Consider the following 25,318-nt stretch of genomic DNA (forward strand, 5'->3'; position numbering starts at 1 on the left):
TCACCTCGCCGGCAGCCGGGACTCGATACCGTCGAGGAGGAAGCCGAGGCCGAGGTCGAACTGGGCGTCGCGGGGCGGGCCGGACGGGTTCGTGAGCCACGCGGTGAGCAGCGGCACGGCGGGGTCTGCGGCGGCGAGGTCCCGCACGGACGCCAGCGCCTCGGTGAAAGCTTCGCCGGTGGGTTCGTGGCGGGCTTCTTCGGCTTCCTGCGCGCCGCTGCCGAGGACGTGGCGGTCGATCAGCGCGGCGTAGGTCATCGCGTCGGGCAGCGTGGCGCCGCGCGTGGTGAGGACGGCGAGCATGAACTCGAGGCGCCGCATGAGGTGCGGGCCGGCGGGCGGGCGGGTGTGGGCGAGCAGGGCGGACCACGGGTGGCGACTCAGCATGTCGCGCGTGTCGAGCGCGAGGGCGCGGAGGTCTTCACGCCAGTCGCTGCTCGGGGCGGCGGGCACGGGGACCTCGGCGACCGCCGCGTCGAGCATGAGGTCGCTGAGGCCTTCGCGGCTGTGGACGTAGCGGTAGAGCGCCATCGACGTGTAGGGGCCGAGCCGGGCGGCCACGGACTTCATGGTGACCGCGGCGCCTTCGTCGGCCAGGGCGATCGCCGCGGCGACGATCTCTTCGCGGCCGAGGGAGCGCTGGCGCGGCGGAGGCGGGGGCAGCGTCCAGATCGATGGGGGCTCTGCTGGCATGCCCGGAGTTTATCGCATATAGTTAGAGTTTATCAGTGAAACTTTCAGGGGGATGTGGTGACCGAAGCGCTGCCGGGCGTCCGGCTGGGTGTGGCGCGGGGCATCAGTTACGGGCTGTTCGGCGAACCGGGTGAGTTCGTGCCGCAGGCTCGCGCACTCGGTGCCGGGCTGCTGCGCGCCTACGTGTTCTGGAGCCAGGTCGAGCCGCGGCCCGGCGAGTACGACTGGACGGCCGTCGACGCACTGCTGGCTCAGCTCGACGGCGACGAAGAGGTGTGGCTGACCGTCTGTTCGAGCTCTCCGTGGGCGACGAAGGTGTCCACGGACTTCCTGCCGCCTTCGCCGGCGCACGATCCGGCGGTCTACGGGCGGTTCATCGGGGAGCTGGTGCGGCGGTGCGCGGGCCGGGTCAAGTTCTGGCAGTGCGACAACGAACCGAGCAACACCGGGCTGCTGTGGGCCGGGACGGCCGAGGAGTACGTCACGCAGCTGAAGGTGCTGCACGAGGTGGTCAAGGACGTCGATCCGGCCGCGCTGGTCGTACTCGGCGGCTGCGGGTACGACGTGTTCTCGAGCGAACCCGGCAGTGAGCCGCGGCGGTTCTTCGACCACCTCGTGTCGGCGGGACGCGAACATTTCGACATGTTCAGCGCGCACCTCTACGGTGACCCGCTGACGGTGCCGTCCACTGTGGACGCGGCGCGCGCGATGATGGCGGCGTACGGGGAGCCCAAGCCGATCGTGGCGGGTGAGCACGGCGGGCCGGTGCCGTTCGAGTTCCCGGAGCTGGAACCCGTGATGCAGCAGGCGTTCCTGGGTGCGTTCGCCGACGCGCCGGCCACTCAGAGCACAGGCGAGCTGCAGGAACGTGCGGTGCGGGAGACGCCGGAGCGCGCCGCGATGCGGGCGCTGTACTCGCGAATGGCAGAGCTGCCGCCGTGGCTGCGGATGTTCCTCGACGGCTGCCCGCCCGAGCTCGACGCGCTGCGCGACCGGATCGGCTGCCGGCAGCTCGTGGTGCGGACGGTGCTGGCGCTCGCGGCGGGGATCCGGCGCACGGCGTACTGGAACCTCGCGCCCGAGGTGCCGGGACCCGTCGACCCGCTGCAGATGATGCACCTGCTGTTCGGGAAACTGCCGCTGCTGGGCTACCGCGGCCGTTCGCTGGAGGTGCGGCGGCCGATGGCGGACACGTTTTCGCTGGTCGCCGAGCAGCTCACGGGGGCCGAGCGAGTGTCGCGAATGGACGCCGGGGTTCAGGCCTACGCCGTCGAGCGCGCCGTGCGCGGTCCGCTGGTGGTGGTGTGGGACCAGCGCGACCCGGTGGACGGGGAGCAGGAGCCGCCGGTCCCGGTGACGTTGCCGTGGACCGCGCCCGAGGCGGTTGCCGTCGACACCTTCGGTGCGCCCGTCTCCGTGCGCCTCGAGAGCGGCTCGGTGCGGCTGGACGTGTCGCTCACGCCGGTGTTCGTCAGCGGGCGGTGACGCGGGAACTACGATGCGCTGGTGGAACTGCGCCAGCTGCGGTACTTCGTCGCCGTCGCCGAGGAGATGAACTTCGGACGGGCCGCGGAACGGCTGCACATCGCCGGACCGTCGCTCTCCCAGCAGATCAAGGCGCTCGAGCGCGACCTGGGCGTGCGCCTGTTCGACCGGGACCGCCGGTCGGTGGCGCTGACCGCGATCGGCGAGTCGCTGCTGCCGGGCGCCCGCGCGCTGCTGCAGCAGGCGGACGACCTGCGCCGCCAGGCCACCGGGCTGTCGGGCACCGAAGCCGTGCGGCTCGGTTACGTGAACTGGCGCCCCGCCGACCTCGTCGAACGCACCGCCGGCGTCGCGCGCGTGCAGGTCGACGCGTGGGTGCTGCCCTCGCACGCGCAGGCCGGGCGAGTCGCCGACGGCAGCATCGACCTGGCCATCTGCTGGGTGCAGACGCCCGACCTCGCCGACCAGGACCTCACCGCGCGGCTGATCGGCGCCGACCACCTCTACGCCGTGGCCACCGGCACCGACACCTCGCCCGTAGCGGCGAAGGACCTGGTGGTGCTGGTCGACTCCGACACGCTCAGCTGGTCGTCGTGGAACCTCTACGCCGGTCAGTTCGCTCGCGACACGGGCGCCACCGTCGTGCAGACCGACGACGGCGGCGTCACCGGCCCCGCATTCTTCGAGCACGTCCGCCGCCTGCGCCGGCCCGTCGTCAACTCGCCGAAGGGCCAGACCACTCCCCTGCCGCCGGACCTGGTGCGCCGCCCCATCGTCTCCCCGACGCCGTGCTGGACCTGGTCGCTCGTCACCCGCCGCGACGACACCCGCGCTTCCGTCCAAGCCGTCGTCGACGCTCTGACCGCGGACCTCGGCACCTTCGGCCTCGACGACTCCACATGGCTGCCGGCCACCGACCCGTACTCCCGGCGCACCGCCGACCCCGTGTGAGCCGCGGCCTCCGACCTACGAGCGATCCGGTCGTGGCCCCCGCGGGCCGGCGCGGCGCAAGATCTCCTTGTCGGAACGGCTTCCCGAGGAGACAGTCATGCAGGAGTTCCTGGTCCGCATCACCACCACCGTCCCCGACGGCACCGACCCGGCCGAGGTCGACCGGCGCCGCGCCGCCGAAGCCGTGCGCGCCCGCGAGCTCGCCGCCACCGGCCACCTCGGCCGCCTGTGGCGCCCGGTCGGCGAGCTGCGCAGCATCGGCCTCTGGCGCGCCGACACCGAAGCCGCCCTCCGCAGCGACGTCCTGGGCGAACTCCCGCTGCACGACTGGATGACGTTCGAGGTCACGGCCCTCGAACCGCATCCGAACGACCCGGGCCCGAAGGCCTGAAGCTCCCGCCGCACGTCCGAGCCGGTTCCACCGCAACGGCGGTCGAGGACCTCGGCGCGGAGACGGCGAGAACGTCCGGCCGAAGCCCATCGGGACCAGATCCCTCGACACCGCATCCATGCCGCGAAAACCTGAACCCACCTCAGCGGACCGGCTGCGCCCCCGTCGCGAAGCGGGCCGAGGCGGCGAGCAGGGCGTCCAGTGCGGCGCGGATCCCGCTGTGTTCTTCCTCGCCCGTGCGGCAGATCGCGACGATCGTGCGCGACAACGCGGGTCGGGTGGTCAGGATGCGCACTCCGGCGGGCGGCGTGCCGCGGGCGAGGCGGGGCACGAGCGCGGCGCCCGCGTTGCCGGCGACGAGCGCGAGCTGCGTCGGATAGCCGCCGACGGTGCAGCTGATCTTCGGCTCCAGCTGTTGCGCCCGGAGGACGTGGACGAGCCATTCGTAGCAGCCCGAGCCGGCGGTCCAGGCGATCCAGGGCACGTCGTCGACCTCGGCGAGGTCGACGGTGCGGCGGTGCGCCAGGCGATGGGTGCCGGGAAGGGCGAGGTCGGCGACGTCGGAGAACAGCGTGGTGGCGGTGACCGTCGGCGGGAGCACCGTGGGGCGGTCCGCCCAGCTCTCGGCCACGGCGATGTCGAGGTCGCCCGCCACGACCTGGGGCAGGGTCTGCTCGGCCTCGCCCTCGCGCAGGGTCACCTCGAGGCGCGGGTGCTGGGCGGCGAGCGTCGCGAGGGCGGGCGGCAGGAGGGCGTGGATGGTCGTCGGGATGGCGCCGAGGCGCAGCGGGCCGAGCACGTCTTCGTTGAGCAGCTCCAGATCCGACCGCGCCTGTGCGATCTGGGCGAGGATCCGGCCGGCGTGCCCGGCGAGCACCTGGCCCGCGCGCGTGAGCCGCACGCCGCGTCCGCGGGGTTCGAGCAGCGCCTGGCCGGCCTCGCGTTCCAGCTTCGCGAGCTGCTGCGACACCCCGGACGGCGTGACGTGCAGCGCCGCGGCCGCAGCGGCCACCGAGCCGTGCTGGGCGACCGCGTGCAGGGCGCGCATCCGGTCGAGACTGAACACGGTAGTGATGCTACCGAATTCCGCTCAGGAACATTCGCTTGTCCTTGACAGTTGAGCACCGCAGGCTTGAGGGGTGACCACGACCGAGCTCCCGTCCCGTCCCCCGGTGGCCGGGCCGATCACCGTTCTCACCGATCGGGTCGACCCGCGCCTGCTCGCGGCGGCCGGCAGCCTCTGCATCGCGTTGTCGTCGGTGTTCATCAAGGTGTCGGGCGCGAGCGGCTCCACGAGCTCGTTCTGGCGGTGCCTGCTCTCGATCCCCGTGCTGGCCACGCTTGCCTTCTGGGAGTGGCGGCGCACGGGCGTGCGGCCGAAGATCCTGTTCCCGCTGCTGGGCGGCCTCGGTCTCGGCCTCGACTTCGTGCTGTGGGGCGAGTCGATCCCGCGCGTCGGCGCCGGGATCGCGACGGTCCTGCTCGGCGTGCAGGTCGTGATCGTGCCACTGCTGGCGTTGCTGTTCCTCTCCGAGCGCCCGGGCCGGCGCTTCCTGCTGACGGCCCCGGCGCTGCTCGTCGGCATCGTGTTGAGCGGCGGGTTCCTCGGCAAGAGCGCCGTCGGCTCCGACCCACTCAGTGGCGCGCTCCTCGCGCTGGCCGCGGGCGCCGGCTACTCCTGCTACCTGCTGCTCATCCGGCTCAGCAGCGGCCCTGCCACGCAGATCCGGTCGCTGCTGCTCGCGACGGTCTCGGCCGGCGTCGTCGCCGTCGCGCTCGGCGTGCCAACCCACCGGCTCGACTTCACGCCGGGGTGGCCCGCGTTCGGCTGGCTGGTGGCGCTCGCGCTCGTGGGCCAGGTCGTCGGCTGGCTGCTCATCGCCGCCGGGCTGCCGCGGATGACGTCCGCGACGGGCTCGGTCCTGATGCTGCTGCAGCCGATCGGCGCGGTCGTCTACGGCATCGTGCTGCTCGGCGAGGAGCCGACAGTGCTGCAGCTGGCCGGCTGCGCGGTCGTCGTGGCGGCGGTGTGTTTCGCCGGCCGCGCACCGCGAGGGGTCAGCTCTCCGGGAACGCCAGCCCCACCGACGCGAGGATCACGCCGACGAGCTCACGCGCCTCGTCGCGACGGAACTCGATGACGTCCGGCGTGCCCAGCAGCTCCTCTTCGAGCTGCTCCACCGGCCACGTCACGACGGTGCCGTGCCGCGCGAGCAGCAGCCCGACGTCGCGGATCCGGTAGATGTCCCCGACGTCGAGCCACGCGTAGAGCAGCAGCTGCCACAGCCAGCGGCCGACGCGGTCCGGATCGCGGACACCGACCACGGTCTTCACGTCGAGCAGCGTCGCCGTGCCGTCGCCGATCCCGCCGGCCGGGTCGATCGCGCCCAGCAGCACGTCGCCGTCGGCCCAGCCGGGCACGATCGTGGGCCCGGCGATGCCGAGCTGCGTGCCGTCCGGCGGGTTCCCGCCCCTGCGGCGCAGCTCCCACAATGCGCCCCGGTCGTGCAGCCGCTTCGCGATTTCCGCCAGCTCCGAGACCTGGTCGTCGGTCGCCAGCCCGCGCAGCGCGTCGACGCTCGCCCCGCCGCCGTCGACGACCCGCGCCAGCCGCGGGTCGATCCCGCCCGACCGGTAGACGTCCTCGCACGCCGAGAGCACGAAGTTCGTCCGCGCCAGGACGGCCTCGACTCCCGGCGACCCGAGCGTGCCCGGCGGCGCGTACCGGTCCTGGTACGAGCGGGTGCGGTCGAAGAACTCCGCCCACGCCTCGGCGACGCCGGGCAGCGGCTCGGCCATCGCACCGCCGAGCTGGTCGCCGAGATCCAGCCACGTCGTCGCGGCGGGCCGCACGCCGAGCGCGCGGGCGCGGAACTCGGCCGGCAACCCGCGGTGCGTCGGGTACTCGGCTGCCTGAGCGTGCGCCCACGCCCCGGTGGCCCATTGCGCACCGATGAGGCCGAGCAGCGCGTAATACGGCGGCGCCGGCTGCACGAGATCGGCCACGCGCTGGCCGAACGCGCCCCCGATCTCGGCCCAGTGGCGGCGCGGGACGTCGCGGGCGGCCGGGCGGACCGGCCGCACGTCCTGCACCGCTGCCTCGACCTGGGCCGCCACGGCCGGGGTGCCGGTGAACACGCGGGCACACCAGGACGTGAGGACGCTCGCCGGGTCGGCCAGCTCCGAAGTCAGCGACACGCGGTCATCCCGCGAGCGCCTGGCCTTCGCGGAAGAACGCGAGGAGGTCGTCGAGCTCCCGCACCGGGTGCGCGGCGCCGAACGGCGCGTTCCAGAACTCTCCCTCCCGCGGCTCGTGCGGGCCGACGTAGGCGTACGGCTCGGGCAGGTAGCCGTCGCCGGGCGAGACGCCGTAGTTGACCGCGCCGAGCGTGATCGCGACGTCGAAGTGCTCCGGCCACAGCACCGGGGTCTCGTCCGGCGCGAACTCCCGCAGTGCCCGATCCCCGGCGGCGAAGGCGGACAGCAGGGTGGCCACCGCTTCGGCGTCGAGCTCGATCGTCTCGTCGGCGCGCACGGACGGTCCGTCGGAGTAGACGTCGGCGAGGTCGCTCGGCTCCACGCCGATCAACGCCGCCACCTCGCGGTAGGTACGGCCGGGCAGGTCGACTGCCCCGGTAGCCGTACGCAGCCGGGTTCCTTCCACCGCCAGGCCGGGCTCGGCGATCGTCGCGAACCCCTCACCCGCCACCCGCAGCTCGATGCGCTCGGACGTGCGGAACTGCGGTCCGGCCAGCAGCAACTCGGCCACGCCGTGGAGGGAACGCCTGGTCGTCGTCAACGCCGTCATGCCCCGATCCTGCCCCTCACCTGCCCGGCGGGCGAACCGGACACCCAGTACAGTCGCCGCGTGATCAAGAAGGCACTCTCCGCCGCGGTCGTGCCCGCCGCGCTCCTCGGTCTCGTCGCCTGCACCAACCCCACCGGGAAGTCGTGGGCCATCAGCTACGAGGTCACCGGCAGCGGGACCACGAGCGGGATCACCTACGCGGAGTCGGTCGACCGCTACCAGGACGACTCGACGCAGCACCAGCTCACCGGCCCGCTCGGGCTGCCGTGGAAGCAGGACGTGATCATCAGCGCGGGCCGCGACGCCTCGGTCACCGCCACACCGACCGGCAACGTCACGCTGACGTGCCGGATCCTGCTGGACAAGCAGAGGGAGCTCGCGAAGGCGACTTCGCCCGCGCCCGGCAAGCCGGTGACGTGCAGCAAGACCACGGACGACTGAGGCGGCTTTACCGGCCGCGCTGATCGGTGACGTCGGGACCGGTCCCGCCCGGGTGTGGTGGTCTTGGCCGGTTCCTGCCGCCGTCCACCGGAAAGGCCCCGCGGGGGTTTGTTCGGCGGACGTCCCCGAGAGGTGGTGCCCGCCGTGTCCGACCCGAGTCCCTTCGAGCTGCCGGCTCAGCAAGATCCGTACGACGACGAAGACATCCGCCGCGCCATCTCCTCGGCCCGGTGGGCGATGGCCGCGCAGGCAACGCTCTACCTCGCACTGTCGGTGTTCATCTGGGTCCTCGTGACGAGCACCGCCGACACCGCCGGCCTGGGCGGCGTCCTCGCGCTGGCCTCGCTCGACGCCGCGCTGGCCGTGGCGGTCGCGGTCTGCGCGGTGCTCCTCGGTCGCCGCCGGCCCGCGGTGTGGTGGACGACGCTCGGCGTCGAGCTCGGGTTCGCGCTGATCCTCGTGGTCGGCGGCGTCATCACTCTGCTCTCGGACGCGGGCGGCAGCGCCGCGCCGGTCGGCATCTTCCTCTGGCTGCTCCTGGCGCAAGCCGTGCTGCGGCCGCTGCAGCGGCCCGAGGTGAAGGCGGCGTTCGGGCTGCGCGTCAAAGACCAAGAGTGGCAGCGGGCGGCGCGGCGAAAGCGGCGTTGAGCCGCGCCAGGTACCGCGTCAGGACAGGAACTTCGCGACGGTCTCGGTGAAGGCGCCCGGGTCGTCGATCCACGGGTAGTGGCTCGCGCCGTGCTGGGCCACGGTGTGCGCGTCCGGGAAGAGGGCCGCGATGGCGGCGGCGACGTCGGGCCGGGTGATCCAGTCGAGCTCGCCCGCGAGCACGAGCACCGGGGCCGTGACGGCGGCCAGTTCGGCTCGCGTACGCGGCGGGTCGAAGGCGCCCTCGGAGTTGTAGCCGCGGGCGGCCCGGGCGTTGCGCTGGGCCGATTTGGTGGCGTGGTGGGCTTTCGCGGTGTCGTCCCAGCGGCCGTAGTACATCGGCGCGATGGCGGCCCAGGCGGCGCTCGTGGCGCGGCCGGCGGCGATCTCTTCGTACGCGGCCGCGACGGCCGCGTGCCAGGGTTCCGCGGCCCGGCGGGCGATCGAGTGCCGGCGCTGGCCGGGTGTCTGTTCGAAGGCGACGGACCGGGCGCTCGGGGTGATCAGTGCGAGCCGGCCGACGCGCTGGGGCCGCGTGGCCGCGTACCGCATCGCCAGGCTCGCGCCCGCGGAGTGGCCGAGCAGGTCGAGGCTTTCGAGGCCGAGGTGCGCGCGCAGGGCCTCGACGTCGCCGACCTGGCGGTCGCAGCGGTAGGTGTCCGGGTCTTCGGGCTCCGCGGACGCGCCCGTGCCGCGCAGGTCGAGCACCAACAGGCTGCGGTGCGCGGCCAGGCCCCCGAGGTCGCCGAGGTAGGCCGCGTCGCGCATCGGGCCGCCCGGCAGGCAGACGACCGGTGTGCCCGAACCGAGCACGCGGTAGGCGAGGGTGGTCCCGTCCGGCGCGGCGAAGGTCGGCATGCGCGGATCTTGGCACCGCCGGGTGACCGGCGGCAAATTCGGTGGTCGGACCGGGGCTCCCGCCGTAGCGTCCGCGTCGGCATCGAGCGCGAAGGAGCGGGACAGTGAGCACGACCTACCACGGGGAAGCCGACGAGCGGTTCGGAGCGGTCGCCGACGCGTTCGCGCGGAATTTCGCCGAGTTCCCCGAACTCGGCGCCGCGGTCACGGTGTTCGTGGGCGGCCGCAAGGTCGTGGAGCTCTGCGGTGGCGTCGCCGACGAGGCCACGGGACGCGCGTGGCAACACGACACCGTGGTGCCGGTTTTCTCCTGCGCCAAGGCGATCGTGAGCCTGTGCGCGCACTTGCTCGCGCAGGAGGGGAAGCTGGACCTCAACGCGCCGGTCAGCCGGTACTGGCCAGAGTTCGCGCCGGAGGGCAAAAAGGGCATCACGCCGCGGATGGTCCTGGGGCACCGCGCGGGGCTGCCGGTGCTCGACAAGACCGTGCCGTTCGAGGAGATCGCGCGGTGGACGCCGGTGATCCGCGCGATCGAGGAGCAGAAACCGTTGTGGGAACCGGGAACCACGTACGCCTACCACGGCCACGTGTTCGGGTTCCTGCTCGGCGAGCTCGTGCGGCGGCTCACCGGGCTGACGCCCGGGGCGTACTTCCGTTCGGTGGTCGGCGAGCCGCTCGGGCTGCGCGCGTGGCTCGGCCTTCCCGAAGCCGAGATGGCCGCGCGGGCCCGGCTGGCGGAAGCCGAGGGTCGCCCGCCCATGCCGCCGCCCGAGCACATCCTGACCCGGATCGTCACGATGAACGGCGCGCTCGTGTTCCCGGGCCTCGACGAACCGCGCGGCTGGAACGACCCGGCGCTGCTGGGCATGGAACTGCCGGGCGCGGGGGCGACCGCGTCGGCGAGCGGGCTCGCCGGCCTGTACGCGGCCGCGGTCACCGGCCTCGACGGCAGCCCGCGGCTGCTGTCTCCGGAGACCGTGACCGACGCCGTCCGCGAGGTCTCGTCCGGCCAAGACTGGTTCGGCTTCGACGCGGGAGCCCGCTGGGGCTCGGGTTTCCTGCTCGATTCGGCGTTCCGCCCGATGCTCGGCGCGCGCAGCTTCGGCAACGACGGCGCCGGCGGCCAGTTCTCCTTCGCCGACGACGAGCACGGGGTGGGCTTCGCCTATGTTGCCAACCGCATGGTCGGCCACGGCGACGCGCGGGCCACCAACCTTGTCACCGCGCTGCGCGAGTGCCTGGGCTGACCGGGCTGCCCGGCGGAAAGTCCACATCGGACACCACCGGCGGCCGGTGTGGCTTCGCTCAGCGTGAGTAAGCGCCGGCCGCTGCGGGGCGCATCAGCGAGGGCACGGAAAGCATTCGTCGCCGCGAGTCGCGGGCGCTCGCCGACCGAGCCGGCTGCGTCGGCAACGCGCTCACCGAAACGGCAGCGAGCAGGCGGCGACGGCTGTCCCAGTGCGAGGAACCGCCGGCCTGAAGGGTCAGCGCGGGCCCGGCAGCGCGCCGGTCGCGGCGAATTCGAGCCGCTTGGCGACCGACACGGTCTGGTCGGCGAAGCGTTCGTAGAAGCGGGTGAGCAGCGTGGCCGCGACGGCGGTGCGCTGGCCGTGGGTCCACTGCGCGGAGGTGATCGTGGCGAGGACCCGGGCGTGGAGAGCGTCGACGGTTTCGTCGGAGCGGCTGAGCTCCGCGTAGCCGCCTTCGACGCCGCCGCCGCGGATGAACTGCGTGAGGCGGTCGGCCATGCGGGCGGTGACGTCACCCAGTTCGGCGAAGACCGGCTCCAGGTCGGCGGGCACGGTGCGCTCCGGGTGGCTGCGCCGGGCCGTGCTGGCGATGTGGGCGGCCAGGTCGCCCATCCGCTCGATCTTCTCGGCGCAGTACACCACCGCGAGCACGCCACGCAGGTCGCCGGCGACGGGGGCCTGCAGGGCGAGCAGCGAGTACGCCTCTTCCTCGCACTCGGCGCGCTGGCCGTCGAGAGCGGAGTCGGCGCCGATGACCTGCTCGGCGAGCGCGAGATCCGCGGTCAGCAACGCGCGAGTCGCGGACCGCATCGCCGCGGCCGCGGCATCACCCATCCCGGCGAGCCGTTCGTCGAGCCGGTCGAGGTCGTCCTTGAAACCTTCGCGCATGAATCGCGACTCTACCGAGGTCCGCCCGGCCTCGCCGCGTCGGCCAGTTCCTCGAGGTGCTCAAGGTCCACGAGGTCAGACGGATGACCGCCCTCGTGTCCACCGGGTACGCGGCACACCGCGCCGTTTTCGGCGAGCGCGCCGCACTCCGCGCGGGCCTCCAGCACGCGCCGGCCCGGCCACCAGCGCAACCACCACCTCGGGCCGCCCGGCCCGTCACCGCGGACGCCCGCGACGTGCTCGTGGCCGTGTCCTGCTTCGAGCTCGCAGTACAACGACGAGGACGCCCCGCGGACCGCAACGCTCCGCAGGACCGATCGTTCCCGCCCGGACAGCTCCAGTGGCTCCAGGCACAGCGCGCGATCCGCCATGGCCGTACAGCCTAGGCGCATTCGCCCACGCCCACCTCCCGACCCTGGTCCACCGGCGCGTCGCGCCTGGTCACAGACCGGGAAACCCTTGCGGTGAACCGGATTCCTCCGGCGTCCGTGATGGGCGGTGAGCCGGACGGACGATCCGGCACCTCGAGAAAGGGTTCGTGTCCCATGCGCGTCACCACCGTGGCCACCGTCGTCTCCTTCGCCGCGCTCGCCGTGTCCCTCACCGCGTGCAGCGGCTCGACGGGTGGCACGGCCTCGCCCGACCCGCTCGTCGCCCGCAACGCCACGGCGTCGGCCACCGCGCCCGTCACGGTTCCGGCCACCACCCGAGCCCCTTCGACGTCCGCGAAACCGCCTGTCCAGAAGGCCACCGCGGCCGGGACGTTCCACGCGGAGCTCACCCTGCAGCCCGACCAGAACGTCGCCCTCCTGACGCTCGAGAACCGCGGCAAGACCACAGTGACGCTCAAGGGCTGGCCGAAGCTGCGGTTCCTCGGCGCCGACGGCTCGCCGCTCGACTTCCCGATCCACGACGTCGAGATCCCGGGCGCGGCCATCCCCGTCACCCTCAAGCCCGGCACGACCGCGTTCGCCGGCGTGAAGTGGACCCTCGGCGACAAGGCCGACTCCGACGCGTTCGTGGCCAGCAACTTCGAGGCGACCCCGCCCGGCACCACTGGAACCACGAACATCGACCTCATCGGCCTCGACGGCCAAACCGTTCAGGTGCCCCAGTTCCCGATCAAGTCCGTGGAGGTCGGCACGCTGCAGCCGGCCGCGCAGGGCGTGCTCGTGTTCTGAGTCCACAAAGGACGTCAGCCGGGCGGCGCGACCAAGAGTTCCAGCGCCGTGCCCACCGACGCCAGCGAAGCGTCGTCGCGCGAAGCCAGCGCGACGACAAAAGCCCCTTGCAGCAACGCGAGCACGGCGTCGGCGAGCACCTCGGCCGGCTGGTCCGCCCGCACGTCACCGCGCCGCTGCCCTTGGCGCAGCAGCTCGGCGATCCGTCCTTTCCAGACACTCAGGTCCTCGGCCAGCTGTGCGCGGAACGCTTCGTGTTCCGCGCACAGCTCCGTGGCGAGCTTGCCCGCCAGGCAGGCGTCCCGGTGCCCGGAGGCGATGAACCGGCCGGCCATCGCGCGGAAATACCCCGACAGCACAGCGGGTGTGGTCAGGTCCGCGCGGCCGCTCCACTCGCCGAGCTGATCGAGCTGGAACTGCACGTACCGCGCGAGCACCTGCTTCGCGAAGCCTTCCTTCGAGCCGAAGTGGTGGTAGAACGAGCCCTTCGGCACGCCGGCGCCCTCGAGGATCGCGTCGATCGTGGTTCCGTGGAAGCCGTGGACGTAGAGCCGGCGCATGCCCTCGCGCAGCAGCTTCTCCCGGTGCGGGATCGTCGTCGACGCAGTCATCTGCACCTTTCCGCATCGGCCCGACTCGGGCCACGCGGAGCGTAGCGCCGGGCGCCGGGCCGGTCCAGCCGGCGCCGGAGGACTACGTGTGCAGCCCCGCGACCAGCAGCGAGACCAGGCGGCGCGCGTCGTAGCGGTCGTCGTTCTCCGCGCCGATGCAGAGGTTGCCGACGCCGCGCATCAGCTCGTAGGCCTCGACGTCGGCGCGGATCTCGCCGGCCTCGGCCGCCGCGGTGAGCAGCTGCGCGCACACCGGCATCAGGCGTTCGAGGAACAACGAGTGCAACGCCTCGAACCCGGCCTCGTCCGACTGCATCGCACCGGCCAGCCCGTGCTTGGTGACAAGGAAGTCGACGAACAGCTCGATCCAGCGCCCCAGCGCGGCGTGCGGCGTCGGGCCCGCCGCGAGCAGCTCAGGCCCGGCCTCGACGCACGCCTCGATCTGGTGCCGGTACACGGCGACGATCAGCTCCGCCCGCGTCGGGAAGTGGCGGTAGATCGTGCCCATTCCGACGCCGGCCTTCGCCGCGATGTCGCGCACCGGCGCGTCGACCCCGGACGCGACGAACACCGCGGCCGCCGCGGCCAGCAGCGACTCCTCGTTGCGCCGCGCGTCCGCCCGCTTCGTCCGCGCGACGGGCTCCTCGTTCACCACAGCTCCCCTCACCGGCCTGAACGGAACAGTGTTCCGCCTGCCCATGATGTCATGGTGGCCGGGCTCAGACCGCGACCGTGCCGCCTTCGCGCCGGGTCTCGTACTCGACGATCGCGAGCTCGCCGGCCAGGCGGATGTGCTCCTCGCAGGCGCGCCGGGCCTCGGCCGGGTCGCGGTGCACCGCGGCAGCGGTGACGATCGCCCGCACCTCTCGCAGCGACAGCTCCGCCCGCCGGTCGTCGACGAACGCGAAGTGCCGGAAGATGCTGATCCGCGAGTGGATCCCGCGCAGCTGGTCGGCGAGCACCGGGTTGTGCGCGCCGAGCAGCAGCAGCCGGTAGAACTCGTCCTTCTCCCGGCCACGCGTGGTCACGTCGCCTGCGAGGAACGTCGACTCCATGTGGTCCAGCTGGGCCACCAGCGCCTCGGCGTCGGACTCCGACGCGCGCTGCGCGAACTTTTCCCCCGCGAGCCCTTCCAGATTCTGGCGGACCTCGTAGAGTGCTTCGATGTCGTCCGGAGTCAGGACCGTGACGATGGGCCCGCGGTTGGGCCGCATGGTGATCAGGCTTTCGGTCTCCAGCTGGCGCAGCGCCTCGCGCACGACCGTGCGGGAGACGTCGTACGCCTCGCAGAGCGCGGTCTCGACGAGCCGTTCGCCCGGTTTGCGCACCCCGTCCAGGATCTCGCCCCGCAGCTGCCGGACGACCTGCTGGCGCAGCGGAGCGGCGTGCCGCTCGAGGCTCATGAGCAGTCGACCTCGTTCCATCCCTGGGAGTGACACCCCGGTCTCGGAACGGTCACCTTTGTGTTCATCCCCGCCCCCTCGTATGATTGTATGATCGTATTACGCTCCCGTCCCCAGCCTACCGCCGGAGTCCGACCGTGGCCCATGACGACGAAGTCAGCCGCATCCAGAAGGCGAAGGACGACTTCCTCGCCACGGCAGCACCCGAACGCTGGCACAACGTCGAGCTCATGAGCTCCTGGCAGCGTTCGCAGCTGGCCATCGGCACGCCGGAGAACGTCATCGACGTGCCCCACGTGCGGGAGGACCTGCTCGACGCGCACCTGCTCGACATGTTCCAGGCGCCGCTCGCGCGGTTCTCCGAGAGCCTCGACGGGACCGGTCTCGCGGTGCTGCTCGCCGACTCCAGCGGCCGGATCCTGCAGCGCTGGTGCCACGACACCACGGCGGCCGCGCACCTCGACCGCATCGGCACCTCGCGCGGCGCGGTGCTCGCCGAGAACGCGGTGGGCACGAACGGCGTGGGCACGGTGGCCGTCACCGGCAAGAGCGTGCAGATCCGCGGGGTCGAGCACTTCGCCGACCTCTACCGCAACGCCGTGTGCACCGGCGCGCCCGTGCTGCACCCGGCCACGGGCAAGCTCCTCGCGGTCGTCACGGTCTCGTGCGACGTCCGCCCGGGCACCGACTTCCTGCGGCCGCTGCTGCGATCGGTGACCACGCAGCTCGAACAGCACGTGCTCGACGTCGAGCAGCCCTCGGCCCGGCACACGTTCAACGCGTTCCTCAGCGCCACCCGCACGCAGACCGCGCCCGTGCTCGCGTTCGGCCCCGAAGGGCTGCTGATCCAAAACCCGCAGTCGGGCAGCCTGTCCACTGAGGACATCGGGCTCATCCGCGAGCTGTGCGAGGACGGGATGCGCGACGGCAAGCACTCCGTGCCGCTTTCGCGCGGCACGGCCACGATCTCCGTGACCAACCTCGACCCCGGCAACCGGATCGTGGTGCTGCTCCCCCGCGAGGCGGGCGCGCCGGTCGCGCGGCAGGCACCGGCACCGGAGCGCCCGCGGCGCGACGAGCTCGCCGGGCACTCCGCGGACTGGCTGCGGACCGCGCGCGAGGTGGCCGCGCACCGCGAGGCCGGCACCCCGCTGATCGTCGCGGGCGAGCCCGGGGCCGGGAAGACCTCGCTCGCGCTCGGCACCCCGTTCCGGCCCGAGGCGCACGCGCGCGGCGGCCGGATCGCCGACGCCGCCGAGGCGCACGTCTGCGGAGCCTCGCCGTGGCTGCAGCAGGTGGCGAGCCGCCTGACTGAAGCCGGGCCGCTGGTCGTCCGGGGCGTCGAGACGCTCGACGCGAAGGTCCTGGCGGGTCTGCGGTCGGTGGTGGAGTCGACGCCCGCGCGCGGGCCGGTGGTGCTCACGCTGGCCGCGGCAGACGAGGCCGAAGCCGAGGCCTTCGCGCTCAAACTCGGCATCGCGCACCTGTGGGTGCCGCCGCTTCGCGAGCGCCCGCAGGACATTTCCGTGCTGTGGCACGCCTTCGCGCTCGCGGCCGCGCCCGGCACGGGCCTCGTGCCGAGCCGCGAGACCCTCGAGCTGCTGCGCGCCTACCCGTGGCCCGGCAACGTCCGAGAGCTGAAGTCCGTGTTCACCCAGGCGGTCAAGAGCCGCGGCAAGGGCCCGGTCGAGCCGGCCGACCTGCCGCGGGCGCTGCAGAAGGCGCAGACGCTCACGATGATCGAGCGGATGGAGCTCGAGGCGATCCAGCGCGCACTGCAGGAGGCGGGCGGCAACCGCGGCAAGGCGGCCGAGATCCTCGGCATCTCGCGCGCCACGGTGTACCGCAAGATGAAGGCCTACCGGCTCACGGCGTGACCGGGGCCCGCCGCGAGCCGGCAGGCCCCGGTGCATCACGGTCAGACCGCCGCGGGCAGTGCCGGGCCCGGCCGACGCAACCGCCGCACGAGCACCGGCACCAGCTCGCGCGCCAACACCACCGCCACCAGCGCCACCGACTGCGCGATCAGCTGCACCTCGCGACCGGGGCCGGCCCACAACCCACCCACCACCATCACATCACCGCCGGCAGCGCCGGATCCGGCCGACGCAACCGCCGCACGAACACCGGCACCAGCTCGCGCGCCAACACCACCGCCACCAGCACCACCGACTGCGCGATCAGCTGCGTCGAGTCGGGCCAGCCGACTGCGCGCAGCAGCTGGCCGAGCTGCGTCAGGAACAACGCCGCGGCGCCGGAAGCGACCACGCTGGCGAGCCCGCCTGTGAGCGCCGTGCCGCCGAGCACCACCGCCGCGACAGTCGGCAGCAGGTACGAGTCGCCGAGGAACAGCGGCGGGGTTTTCGTGTAGCCGGCCAGCAGCACGCCCGCGAGCCCGTAGCAGACGCCGGCGAACCCGTAGGCGAGCAGCTGGTGCGAGGGCACGCGGATGCCGGTGGCGGCGGCCGCGCGCTCGCTCACCCCGACGGCGGTGAGCCGGTGCCCGAACGCCGACCGCTGGGCGACCACACCGGTGACGCCGACGACCACGATCGCGATCAGCGCCGTGTTCGGCACGCCCGCCGTGCGGTCGAGCGCGAACTGGTTCAGCCCCTCCGGGGCACCGGCGGGCGTGCCGTTGGCCACCGCGAACACCGTGCCGAGCAGCACGGCGTTCATCCCGAGCGTGACGACGAGCGGCATCACGCGGAAGACGGTCACCAGCAGGCCGTTGATCAGGCCCGCCACCGCCGGGACCAGGACCCCGGCCGCGACGGCGGCGGAAACCGGCCAGCCGTGGTTCTGCGGCAGCCCGGTACCGAGCGCGGCGGCCAGCGCGATCATCCCCGGCACCGACAGGTCCAGGCCGCGCTGCTGCACCACGAGCGTCTGTCCCGCCGCGGCGATCGCGAGCACCGCCGCGAACGGGAGCATGCTCAGGATCGGCGCCGCGCCCAGGCTGCCCGGGGCCACCAGCGGGCTGATCGCGAAGAGCACGACGCACGCGACCCAGATGGCTGCGGACCGGCCGCTGAGCAGGCGCGTCCACACCCGGTCCACGGGCGTGGTGTCCACAGTGTTCACACTCGAATGTCGAGTCATGCTCGGCTCCTTCCGCCGCGCAGCCGGGCGTAGAGCAGGGCCGCACCCAACGTGATCAGTCCCGGCAGCCAGTACGACCAGGCTTGCGACAGCCCGAGGAACGGCGACGCCGTGACCAGCTGCTGCACGAGCAGCGCCGCCGCCAGCACGCCGAGGAACGACCCGCGCCCACCGAACACGCTGGCCCCGGCGAGCACGACGATCGTGATCGACGAGAGAGTGTAGGTGAGGCTGGGCCGCCCGTCGCCGATGCCGATCTGCGCCATCACGATCACCGCCGCCGGGAAACACAGGAGTGCCGAGGCCACGTAGGACAGCAGCTGTGTGCGCCCGACGCGGACGCCGAGCTGCTCGGCCGCCGTGCGGTTCGAGCCGGCCGCCCGCAGCTCCACGCCCCAGCGCGTGCGCCGCAGCGCCCACTCCAGGACCACGATCAGCACCACCGCGCCGATCGTGACCACCGGCAGCACCCCGACGCGCAGCGAGATCTGGGCCGTCACGCCGTCGGGGAACACCCCGCCCGGGGTGCTGCGCAGTGTCAAGTACACGCCTTGCAGCGCCATGTACGTCGCCAAAGTCGCCACCACCGCGTTGACCCGGAACCTGGTGACGAGCAGGCCGTTGACCACGCCCACGAGCAGCGCGGCGCCGAACATCAGCGCGTACCCGATGCCCGCCGGTCCCCCGGCGACGACCCAGAACGACGCGATCACCACCAGGAGCCCGACGAGCGGGCCGACGGACAGGTCGATCCCGGCGCCGAGCACGACCACGTGCTGCGCGGTCCCGACCAGGATCAGCGGGGCCGCGGCGAACAGCAGGTTGTAGAGGTTGAACTCGGAGAAGTAGCTGGTGCTCCCGGCCCCGACCACGAGGCCGAGCAGGAGGAACACGAGCGTGAGCACGGCGGCGGGCGTGTGGTCGCCGCGCAGCCACCGGTGCGCCGTGAGCCACCGCCCGGCCCGCGCCGCGACGCGCGCCCGGACGGTGGTCGCGGTCAGGGCTGCCTCCGTGATCGCGGCTTCGGAGACCTCGTCGCCCGCCAGCTCCGCGACGATCGAGCCGCGGGACATGATGAGCACGCGGTCGCAGAGCCCTTCGAGCTCGACGCCGTCCGAGGAGAGCAGTAAGACCGCCGCGCCTGCGTCGGCCGCTTCGCGCAGGATCCGGTAGATGTCCACGCGGGCGCCGGCGTCGACACCCTGCGTGGGCTCCTCGGCCAGCAGCAGGCGTGGTTTCGCGAGCATCGCGCGCGCCAGCACGACTTTCTGCTGGTTGCCGCCCGACAGCGCGGAGATCGGCGTGGCGACGCCCGGTGTCTTCACCCCGAGCCGCTCCACCTCGCCGCGCGCGACGGCGTCGACGCGCCGGCCGGACACCAGCCCGGCCGTGGTGACCTCGTCCAGCGTCGCCAGCACGGTGTTCTCCCCGACGGCGAGCGGCCCGAAGACCCCCTCGCCGTGCCGGTCGGCGGGCACGTACACCGCCCCGGCTCGCGCAGCCGCGGCGTTGCTGCCGAGCCGCACCTGCCGGCCGGCGACCGTGACCGTGCCGGTGGCGGGCTCCAGCCCGGCCAGCGCGCGCAGCACCGAGCTCTGGCCGTTGCCCTGCACGCCGGCGAGGCCGACGATCTCGCCGGGGCGCACGGTCAAGGCCACGTCGGCGAAGTCCGCGCCGGACAGTCCCTCGACCCGCAGCAGCCCGGTTTCCCCCGTGCCGCCACCCTTCGGCGGGAACACCGTCTCCAGCGCCCGGCCGATCACCCGCTCGACGATCTGCTGTTCGTCCACTTCGGACGCCGCGAACGTGCCGCGCACGGCTCCGTCGCGCAACACCGTGATCCGGTCCGCGATGAGCTTCACCTCGGGGATCCGGTGGGAGATGTAGACGACGGCCGCGCCGGCGCGCACGCATTCGCGGACGCGGTCGAAGAGCGTCTGCACCTCGTCGACGCTGAGGTGCTCGGTCGGCTCGTCGAGGATCAGCACCTTCGGCCCGAGCGCGAGCGCCTTGGCGATCTCGACCACGAACCGCTGCTCCACGCTCAGCTCGGCCACGCGGCTGCGGGCGCGGATGCCCATGCCCCACGGGTCGAGCTGCTCCTGCGCCCACGCCGGGGCGCGCCGCAGACCGCCGACGCGCCCGTAGCCGACGGCCACGGCCATGTTCTCCGCGACGGTCAGGTCCGGCAGCAGCGCCGGCTCCTGCCGCACGATGCCGAGACCGAGCTCGCGAGCGAGCTGGGGCGAGGCCGACGTGAGCCGCTCGCCGCCGATGACCACAGTCCCCGCGTCGGGGGCCAGGACCCCCGACGCGACGGCCATCAGCGTGGACTTGCCCGCGCCGTTCTCACCGACCAGGGCGTGCACCTCGCCGGCCCGGATCTCCAGGTCCACGTCGGACAGCGCCCGGACGGGGCCGAACGACTTCGAGATCGAGGTCAGGCTCAATACCGCCGGTGCGGTCGCGCCGGCGGTCCCGGCCGGCTCGCCGGCGCGTTCACCGACGACGGGAACTTCGAACTGCGTCACGGTCGCCCCTCTCCTCCTCGGGCCGGTGCGCTCACTTGAACAGCGCCTGCAGGTCGGGCACCGACAGCCCGGACGAGAGGATCGCGTCCGGCGGCAGCGACTTCTCGCACTTCGGCTGTTTGGCCGGATCGGTCGAGTCCTCGATGATCTTCAGGTCGTAAGTGGACGGTTCGTCGTCGGCGATGCCGTTGGCCGCGGCGAGTCCCTTGTGGAGGGCGACGTTGACGATCCAGTTGCGCGAGGACTCCGTGGCGATCTGGTAGCCCGGCTGGGAGTCCTTGTACTGGTACCACAGGCAGCCGAACTCGTTGGAGTCGTTGGCCGACCACACCGGCAGCGGCTTGTTCGCCGCGATGAACGCCCGCACCCCGCCGACCGAGCCGCCGCCGTAGTCCGACACAATCCCGTCGATGGTGCCGTACTTCGTGATGAGCCCGGCCACGACCTGCTGGGTCTTGCCCGGCTCCCAGTCGGTGGCGACGGGGCCGTCGGTGTTGAGCAGCTTCACGTCCGGGTGCTTCTTCACCGCGTCGAGCACGCCCTGGTACACGCCCTGGGAGTAGGAGTTGCCGGCGATGCCGCCGAGCATCACCAGGTTCCCCTTGCCGTGCATCGCGTTCACCGTCCACTCGGCGAGGGCGGAGCCGTAGGTCTTGATGTCCTCGGACACGAAGTCCACGTAGTCCTTGCCAGGCACCCCACCGGGCGAACCGACGAACGGCACAACCTTGACCCCGGCCGCGGTCGCCTTCTTGATCGTCGGCAGCAGCGCCTCGCCGCCGTCGACGAAAGTGACGATCACGTCCACCTTCTGCGCGACGAGGGAATTGAGGTCGGAAATGGCCTTCTGCGTGTCACCCTGCGCGTCGGTGTAAAGCACCTTCTTGATGTTCGGGCACTTCGCGGCCTCTTCCTCGAACAGCTTGCGCGTGATCTTGCGCCAGGAATTGCCGCCGAACCCATCGGCGAACGCGACGGTGAGCGGTTTCGTGCCGCAGAACTTGCCTACGTCCTGGATCTGGTCCTGCGTGCCGACGACCCCGACTTTCTGCTGCAGGGCCGCGTTGTCCGCGCCGGCCTCGCTCCCGCCCTGGCCGGTGGGAGCGCCCGTGGCGCAGCCGCCCAGGAACAGCGCGGCCGAAACGGCCGCAACCGCGGTTTTCTTCTTGATCGCCATGTTCGCCTTCCCGATATTCCGCCCCCGAGTTGGCAAAAGTGTCGGCTACCGCAGGGGGTGCGGACCCGGTCAGTGTGAGACGCGGCTGTGTCAATTTGACACACGCCGCGGAGATTTCCCGACCGTTTTCCGCGCGAGGTGGTAAAGGATCTCCGGCGGACGCGAAAAAGCCGGAGCCGCCCCGGTTGTCGGGGCGGCTCCGGCTTTTTCGCCGTGTTGGCTTTTCGCCGTGTTCAGTCGCGCGGTCTCAAGGCGGCGCGCAGCCGCATCAACCGCTCGTCGCGCCAGCTCACGCGGGCGTCCCACTCGTCCAGCGGCACGAGGGCTCTGCGCTGCTCGCTCGCGAGCGCGACGAGTTCGTCGGTCCACGGATCGTCCTGCCCGCGTTCCGCGCCCATCCGCGCGTAGGCGGGGCCCATCCGCGCGGCATGCGCGGCGATGCCGCCGCGGGTGTTGAGGTCGACGGTCTCGAACGGACCGATCACGCTCCACCGTGGACCGAGCCCGCTGCGCACCACCTCGTCGATGTCCTCGACGTCGGCCACGCCGTCGCGCAGCAGGCAGTACGCCTCGCGCAGCAGCGCGCCCTGCAGGCGGTTGAAGACGAAGCCCTCGACCTCCTTGCGCACCAGCACGGGTCTCATCCCCGCCCGCTCGTACACCGCCCGCGCGCGGGCCAGGATGTCCGCGCGAGTGTCCGACGCCGGGATCAGCTCGACGACCGGCAGCAGGTACGGCGGGTTGCCCGGGTGTGCGCCGAGCACCCGGCCGCCGAGGCCCGTGCCGAACGAGCTCGGGACCAACGCCGAGCTGGAACTGGCGAGCACCGTGTCCGGACCGGCACGAGCGGCCAGCTCGGCGAACAACGCGCGCTTCACCACCACGTCCTCGGCCGCGCATTCCTGCACCAGCGCGACGCCGTCGACGGCCTCGCCGAGCTGCTCGTGGTAGAAGATCTCCGCGAGTTTCCCAGGCAGCAGGCCGTGTTTCCCGAGCAGCGCCAGCCGATCGGCCACGGCCGCGCGGGCCCGGTCGTAGGCCGCCGCGTCTGCGTCCCACGCCCGCACCGGGACCCCGGCCAGGGCAAACAGCACCAGGAACCCGACGCCGATCGCGCCCGTGCCGATGACCGCGACCGGTTCGACGGGGTCTTCGGTCACAGCTCCCACCACGTGCGGTCGTCGGCGTACCCCCGTTTGAGGATCTCGACGATCGCGGACTCCGTGAGCTCGCGCGGGTTGTTCGCGGTCAGCCGCGTGGCGAGCATCGCCTGCTCGGCCACGAACCCGAACCGGTCCGGTTCGAGGCCCAGGTCCTTCAGGTTCAGCGGCACGCCGAGCGCGCCCAGGATCTCCTCGATCCGCTCGATCGCCGCCCGCGCACGCTGCGTCCGCGACAACGCCGGATCGGCGATGCCGAACGCCCGGCCGATCTCGGCGAACTCCGCCTCCCGCGCGGGGAGGTTGAACCGCATCACGTACGGCAGCAGCGCCCCGACGCCGAAGCCGTGCGCGGTGTGGGTGAGCGCTCCGATCGGCGACTGGATGGCGTGCGCGGCCGCCGTGCCGGCGGTGTTGATGGCCATGCCCGCGCTCAGCGCGCCGAGCATCGTGTCGGTCCTCGCGGCCAGGTCCGCCGGGTCGTTCGCGACGCGCTCCAGCGAGCTGCCCAGCAACGTGAAGCCGCGCAACGCGTACAGGTCGGTCAGCACGTTCTTGCCGGCGTAGAGGTGGCGGTGCAGGTGCTCGGCGTCCGGGTGCTTCTCGCGCGCGGTGAACGACTCGACGAGGTGCGAGAGCGCGTCGGCACCGGTGGCGGCGGTCAGCCCCGGCGGGCAGCTCAGCGTGAGCTCCGGGTCGACGACCGCCGCGTACGGCTCGAGGTACGGGCTCGCCACCCCGACCTTCATCCCCTTGTCCGCGTCGAACACCACGGCGATGCAGGTGACCTCGGCGCCGGTGCCGCCCGTGGTGGGCACGGTGACCAGCGGCAGACCCGGGCCCTCGACGAGGTTCTCGCCGTAGAGGTCCGCGACGTTCCCGCCGCGCTTGAGCATGATCGACGCGACCTTGGCGAAGTCCAGGCAGCTGCCGCCGCCCAGGCCGATCACCGCGTCGATCTCGCCGCCGTCGACCTCCGCGAGCAGCGCCTCCACGTTCTCGCGCGGCAGGTCCGGCTCGACACGCGAAAACACGCGCACGTCGAGGCCCTGGCCGGTCAGCGAGTCGCGGATCCCGGCGAACTCGGGGCTGCCGGCCATCCGCTCGTCGGTGCACACCAGCACCGTGCGGCCCAGCGGCTTCACCAGGTACGGCAGCTGCGCGCGGCGGCCGGGTCCGAACAGGACGGTCTTGGGCTGGCGCAGCAGGCCCAGGGTTTCGGAGCTCACGCGCCCACCTCCTCTTCGTTCACGGTCACGGCCAGGTACTTCGGCTCGAGGAACTCGTAGATGCCGTCGTGGCCGCCCTCGCGCCCGAGGCCCGACTCCTTGACGCCGCCGAACGCGGCGGCCGGGTCGGCCATGATGCCGCGGTTGATGCCGACCATGCCGAAGTCGAGCCGTTCGGCGATCGCGAAAGCGCGCGACAGGTCCTTCGTGAACAGGTACGACGCGAGTCCGTAGGTCGTGTCGTTGGCGAAGTCCAGCGCCTGCCTCGCCGAGTCCACGGTGAACAGCGCGGCGACCGGGGCGAACAGCTCCTGGTTGCACAGCGCGGGATCCGCCTCGCGCAACCGCAGCACGGTCGGCTCGAAGAAGTTGCCCGCCGACTCGATGCGGTTTCCGCCGGCGAGCAGCTCGGCGCCGGCCGCGGTGAAGGTGTCCACCAGGGACTGCACGCGTTCCAGCTGGAGCGGCGTGATGATCGGCCCGACGTCCACGCCGTCCTCGAACCCGTCACCGACGCGCAGCGCCCGCGTGGCCGCGACGAACTTCTCCGTGAACTCGTCGGCGATCGCGCGGTGCAGGATGATCCGGTTGGCCGCGACGCACGCCTGCCCCGCGTTGCGGAACTTGCACGCGATCGCCTCGCGCACGGCCAGGTCCACGTCGGCGTCGTCGAGGACCACGAACGGGCCGTCGCCGCCGAGCTCCATCGAGGAGTTCACAATGTGCTGGGCCGCCTTGGCCAGCAGCAGGCTGCCGACGCCGGTCGACCCGGTGAAGCTGATCTTGCGCAGCCGCGGGTCGGCGAGCACGACGTCGGACACCGCGGCGGAGTCGCTGGTGTGCACGAGGTTCACCACGCCGGGCGGGAACCCGGCGTCGTGCAGCGTCCGGATGAACAGCGCCGCCGTCAGCGGCGTCTCCTTGGCCGACTTGACCACGACCGTGCAGCCGGCCGCGAGCGCCGCGCCGCCCTTGCGCGCCACCATCAGCAGCGGGAAGTTCCACGGCGTGACGAGGAAACTCGGACCCACCGGCTGGTGGGTGGTGACCACGCGGTACCCGCCGGGCGAGCCGGGCGCGTACGTGCCGTGCAGGTGGGCGATCTGCTCGGCGTACCAGAGGAAGAACCCGGCCGACAGGGCGAACTCCCCCGCCGCCTCGGCGCGGGGCTTGCCGCTCTCCAGCACCATCACGTCGGCGAACGCGTCGGCCCGCTCGACGAGCATCGCGTGGGCGCGGTGGAACAGCGTGGCGCGCTCGCGCGGCGACCAGTGCCGCCACGCGTCCTGGGCCGCCACGGCGTGGCCGAGCGCGGCCAGCGCGTGGTCAGGGCCTCCGTCGGCGACCTCGGCGAGCGGCTTCCCGGTGCTCGGGTTGAGCACCTCGAAGGTCTTGCCCGGGTGCGTCCACTCGCCGTTGAGGTAGAGCCCGAGCGGTACTTCGTGCCCGGCGAAGAGCCCGGCCGGGGATTCGGCCAGTGCGGTCATGGTTGTCGTCCTTTCTCGGCGCGC

General features: G+C 72.5%; 26 protein-coding genes. 9 read left to right on the forward strand and 17 right to left on the reverse strand.

Annotation, left to right across the window (positions count from 1 at the left end):
- Positions 1-693, reverse strand: coding sequence for a TetR/AcrR family transcriptional regulator C-terminal domain-containing protein (locus tag K1T34_RS46330; protein WP_220241094.1), 693 nt, complete (start codon positions 691-693; stop codon positions 1-3).
- A 57-nt stretch (positions 694-750) separates the two neighbouring features.
- Here K1T34_RS46330 and K1T34_RS46335 point away from each other — a divergent pair, with 57 nt between their 5' ends.
- The 3 genes from K1T34_RS46335 to K1T34_RS46345 all read left to right on the forward strand — a co-directional run bounded on the left by K1T34_RS46335 (position 751) and on the right by K1T34_RS46345 (position 3,520).
- Positions 751-2,178, forward strand: a complete 1,428-nt coding sequence (locus K1T34_RS46335; RefSeq protein ID WP_220241095.1) for a hypothetical protein — start codon at positions 751-753, stop codon at positions 2,176-2,178.
- 21 nt (positions 2,179-2,199) lie between these two features.
- Positions 2,200-3,129 (forward strand): LysR family transcriptional regulator, encoded by a 930-nt coding sequence (locus K1T34_RS46340; RefSeq protein ID WP_220241096.1) that lies wholly within the window; start codon positions 2,200-2,202, stop codon positions 3,127-3,129.
- 97 nt (positions 3,130-3,226) lie between these two features.
- Entirely contained in the window at positions 3,227-3,520 is a 294-nt protein-coding gene (locus K1T34_RS46345) for a muconolactone Delta-isomerase family protein (RefSeq protein WP_220241097.1), read from the forward strand.
- A 142-nt stretch (positions 3,521-3,662) separates the two neighbouring features.
- Here K1T34_RS46345 and K1T34_RS46350 read toward each other — a convergent pair whose 3' ends face one another.
- Positions 3,663-4,586 carry a LysR family transcriptional regulator gene (locus K1T34_RS46350; RefSeq protein ID WP_220241098.1) on the reverse strand — a complete coding sequence of 308 codons (924 nt, stop codon included), beginning with the start codon at positions 4,584-4,586 and terminating at the stop codon, positions 3,663-3,665.
- 73 nt (positions 4,587-4,659) lie between these two features.
- Here K1T34_RS46350 and K1T34_RS46355 point away from each other — a divergent pair, with 73 nt between their 5' ends.
- On the forward strand, positions 4,660-5,661 hold the full coding sequence (locus tag K1T34_RS46355) for a DMT family transporter (protein ID WP_220241099.1): 1,002 nt from the start codon (positions 4,660-4,662) through the stop codon (positions 5,659-5,661).
- On the opposite strand, the gene K1T34_RS46360 is transcribed toward K1T34_RS46355, so the two are convergent.
- The gene (locus K1T34_RS46360; protein ID WP_220241100.1) at positions 5,579-6,718 is read right to left on the reverse strand and encodes a hypothetical protein; all 1,140 of its coding nucleotides are present in this window, start codon (positions 6,716-6,718) and stop codon (positions 5,579-5,581) included. The two genes, K1T34_RS46355 and K1T34_RS46360, sit on opposite strands and share 83 nt — an antisense overlap.
- Positions 6,719-6,722: 4 nt before the next feature.
- A complete protein-coding gene (locus K1T34_RS46365; RefSeq protein WP_220241101.1) occupies positions 6,723-7,328 on the reverse strand; it encodes a hypothetical protein in 606 nt (201 codons plus the stop codon).
- A 60-nt stretch (positions 7,329-7,388) separates the two neighbouring features.
- Between K1T34_RS46365 and K1T34_RS46370 the strand changes: the two genes are divergently transcribed.
- A complete protein-coding gene (locus K1T34_RS46370; RefSeq protein ID WP_220241102.1) occupies positions 7,389-7,769 on the forward strand; it encodes a hypothetical protein in 381 nt (126 codons plus the stop codon).
- A 144-nt stretch (positions 7,770-7,913) separates the two neighbouring features.
- Positions 7,914-8,417, forward strand: coding sequence for a hypothetical protein (locus K1T34_RS46375; RefSeq protein ID WP_220241103.1), 504 nt, complete (start codon positions 7,914-7,916; stop codon positions 8,415-8,417).
- Between the two features lie 18 nt (positions 8,418-8,435).
- Here K1T34_RS46375 and K1T34_RS46380 read toward each other — a convergent pair whose 3' ends face one another.
- Positions 8,436-9,275: an alpha/beta fold hydrolase gene (locus K1T34_RS46380; protein WP_220241104.1), complete on the reverse strand. Its 840-nt coding sequence runs from the start codon at positions 9,273-9,275 to the stop codon at positions 8,436-8,438.
- A gap of 104 nt (positions 9,276-9,379) precedes the next feature.
- Between K1T34_RS46380 and K1T34_RS46385 the strand changes: the two genes are divergently transcribed.
- Entirely contained in the window at positions 9,380-10,522 is a 1,143-nt protein-coding gene (locus K1T34_RS46385) for a serine hydrolase (protein ID WP_220241105.1), read from the forward strand.
- Positions 10,523-10,759: 237 nt separating this feature from the next.
- Here K1T34_RS46385 and K1T34_RS46390 read toward each other — a convergent pair whose 3' ends face one another.
- Positions 10,760-11,413 (reverse strand): phosphate uptake regulator PhoU, encoded by a 654-nt coding sequence (locus K1T34_RS46390; RefSeq protein ID WP_220241106.1) that lies wholly within the window; start codon positions 11,411-11,413, stop codon positions 10,760-10,762.
- A gap of 11 nt (positions 11,414-11,424) precedes the next feature.
- On the reverse strand, positions 11,425-11,784 hold the full coding sequence (locus K1T34_RS46395) for a hypothetical protein (protein ID WP_220241107.1): 360 nt from the start codon (positions 11,782-11,784) through the stop codon (positions 11,425-11,427).
- A 174-nt stretch (positions 11,785-11,958) separates the two neighbouring features.
- Between K1T34_RS46395 and K1T34_RS46400 the strand changes: the two genes are divergently transcribed.
- The gene (locus K1T34_RS46400; protein ID WP_220241108.1) at positions 11,959-12,594 is read left to right on the forward strand and encodes a DUF4232 domain-containing protein; all 636 of its coding nucleotides are present in this window, start codon (positions 11,959-11,961) and stop codon (positions 12,592-12,594) included.
- Between the two features lie 14 nt (positions 12,595-12,608).
- On the opposite strand, the gene K1T34_RS46405 is transcribed toward K1T34_RS46400, so the two are convergent.
- The 3 genes from K1T34_RS46405 to K1T34_RS46415 form a co-directional block, all read right to left on the reverse strand.
- Complete coding sequence (locus K1T34_RS46405; protein WP_220241109.1) at positions 12,609-13,205, reverse strand: TetR/AcrR family transcriptional regulator; 597 nt, start codon at positions 13,203-13,205, stop codon at positions 12,609-12,611.
- Between the two features lie 82 nt (positions 13,206-13,287).
- Positions 13,288-13,857 carry a TetR/AcrR family transcriptional regulator gene (locus tag K1T34_RS46410; protein ID WP_255638059.1) on the reverse strand — a complete coding sequence of 190 codons (570 nt, stop codon included), beginning with the start codon at positions 13,855-13,857 and terminating at the stop codon, positions 13,288-13,290.
- 67 nt (positions 13,858-13,924) lie between these two features.
- Positions 13,925-14,608 (reverse strand): GntR family transcriptional regulator, encoded by a 684-nt coding sequence (locus tag K1T34_RS46415; RefSeq protein ID WP_220241111.1) that lies wholly within the window; start codon positions 14,606-14,608, stop codon positions 13,925-13,927.
- Between the two features lie 137 nt (positions 14,609-14,745).
- Here K1T34_RS46415 and K1T34_RS46420 point away from each other — a divergent pair, with 137 nt between their 5' ends.
- Complete coding sequence (locus K1T34_RS46420) at positions 14,746-16,485, forward strand: sigma-54-dependent Fis family transcriptional regulator (RefSeq protein ID WP_220241112.1); 1,740 nt, start codon at positions 14,746-14,748, stop codon at positions 16,483-16,485.
- Between the two features lie 41 nt (positions 16,486-16,526).
- Here the strand turns inward: K1T34_RS46420 and K1T34_RS46425 are convergent, their stop codons facing one another.
- The 7 genes from K1T34_RS46425 to K1T34_RS46455 all read right to left on the reverse strand — a co-directional run bounded on the left by K1T34_RS46425 (position 16,527) and on the right by K1T34_RS46455 (position 25,294).
- Positions 16,527-16,682, reverse strand: a complete 156-nt coding sequence (locus tag K1T34_RS46425; protein WP_220241113.1) for a hypothetical protein — start codon at positions 16,680-16,682, stop codon at positions 16,527-16,529.
- The gene (locus K1T34_RS46430) at positions 16,682-17,710 is read right to left on the reverse strand and encodes an ABC transporter permease (RefSeq protein ID WP_220241114.1); all 1,029 of its coding nucleotides are present in this window, start codon (positions 17,708-17,710) and stop codon (positions 16,682-16,684) included. Before K1T34_RS46430 ends, K1T34_RS46425 begins: the two co-directional genes overlap by 1 nt.
- Entirely contained in the window at positions 17,707-20,241 is a 2,535-nt protein-coding gene (locus K1T34_RS46435; RefSeq protein WP_255638060.1) for an ATP-binding cassette domain-containing protein, read from the reverse strand. The genes K1T34_RS46430 and K1T34_RS46435 overlap by 4 nt, the downstream gene beginning before the upstream one ends.
- A 31-nt stretch (positions 20,242-20,272) precedes the next feature.
- The gene (locus K1T34_RS46440) at positions 20,273-21,418 is read right to left on the reverse strand and encodes a substrate-binding domain-containing protein (RefSeq protein ID WP_220241115.1); all 1,146 of its coding nucleotides are present in this window, start codon (positions 21,416-21,418) and stop codon (positions 20,273-20,275) included.
- A 233-nt stretch (positions 21,419-21,651) separates the two neighbouring features.
- Positions 21,652-22,578, reverse strand: a complete 927-nt coding sequence (locus K1T34_RS46445; protein WP_220241116.1) for a 3-hydroxyacyl-CoA dehydrogenase — start codon at positions 22,576-22,578, stop codon at positions 21,652-21,654.
- Positions 22,575-23,807: an iron-containing alcohol dehydrogenase gene (locus K1T34_RS46450; protein ID WP_220241117.1), complete on the reverse strand. Its 1,233-nt coding sequence runs from the start codon at positions 23,805-23,807 to the stop codon at positions 22,575-22,577. Before K1T34_RS46450 ends, K1T34_RS46445 begins: the two co-directional genes overlap by 4 nt.
- Entirely contained in the window at positions 23,804-25,294 is a 1,491-nt protein-coding gene (locus K1T34_RS46455) for an NAD-dependent succinate-semialdehyde dehydrogenase (RefSeq protein WP_220241118.1), read from the reverse strand. The genes K1T34_RS46450 and K1T34_RS46455 overlap by 4 nt, the downstream gene beginning before the upstream one ends.
- Positions 25,295-25,318 lie beyond the last annotated feature (24 nt).

It is taken from the genome of Amycolatopsis sp. DSM 110486 (assembly GCF_019468465.1).
GTDB lineage: Bacteria > Actinomycetota > Actinomycetes > Mycobacteriales > Pseudonocardiaceae > Amycolatopsis.

Coding starts and splice junctions, on each gene's coding strand:
- K1T34_RS46330 (WP_220241094.1), bottom strand. CDS start 693: ATGCCAGCAGAGCCCCCATCGATCTGGACGCTGCCCCCGCCTCCGCCG.
- K1T34_RS46345 (WP_220241097.1), top strand. CDS start 3,227: ATGCAGGAGTTCCTGGTCCGCATCACCACCACCGTCCCCGACGGCACC.
- K1T34_RS46365 (WP_220241101.1), bottom strand. CDS start 7,328: ATGACGGCGTTGACGACGACCAGGCGTTCCCTCCACGGCGTGGCCGAG.
- K1T34_RS46380 (WP_220241104.1), bottom strand. CDS start 9,275: ATGCCGACCTTCGCCGCGCCGGACGGGACCACCCTCGCCTACCGCGTG.
- K1T34_RS46390 (WP_220241106.1), bottom strand. CDS start 11,413: ATGCGCGAAGGTTTCAAGGACGACCTCGACCGGCTCGACGAACGGCTC.
- K1T34_RS46395 (WP_220241107.1), bottom strand. CDS start 11,784: ATGGCGGATCGCGCGCTGTGCCTGGAGCCACTGGAGCTGTCCGGGCGG.
- K1T34_RS46400 (WP_220241108.1), top strand. CDS start 11,959: ATGCGCGTCACCACCGTGGCCACCGTCGTCTCCTTCGCCGCGCTCGCC.
- K1T34_RS46405 (WP_220241109.1), bottom strand. CDS start 13,205: ATGACTGCGTCGACGACGATCCCGCACCGGGAGAAGCTGCTGCGCGAG.
- K1T34_RS46415 (WP_220241111.1), bottom strand. CDS start 14,608: ATGAGCCTCGAGCGGCACGCCGCTCCGCTGCGCCAGCAGGTCGTCCGG.
- K1T34_RS46425 (WP_220241113.1), bottom strand. CDS start 16,682: ATGGTGGTGGGTGGGTTGTGGGCCGGCCCCGGTCGCGAGGTGCAGCTG.
- K1T34_RS46430 (WP_220241114.1), bottom strand. CDS start 17,710: ATGACTCGACATTCGAGTGTGAACACTGTGGACACCACGCCCGTGGAC.
- K1T34_RS46440 (WP_220241115.1), bottom strand. CDS start 21,418: ATGGCGATCAAGAAGAAAACCGCGGTTGCGGCCGTTTCGGCCGCGCTG.
- K1T34_RS46455 (WP_220241118.1), bottom strand. CDS start 25,294: ATGACCGCACTGGCCGAATCCCCGGCCGGGCTCTTCGCCGGGCACGAA.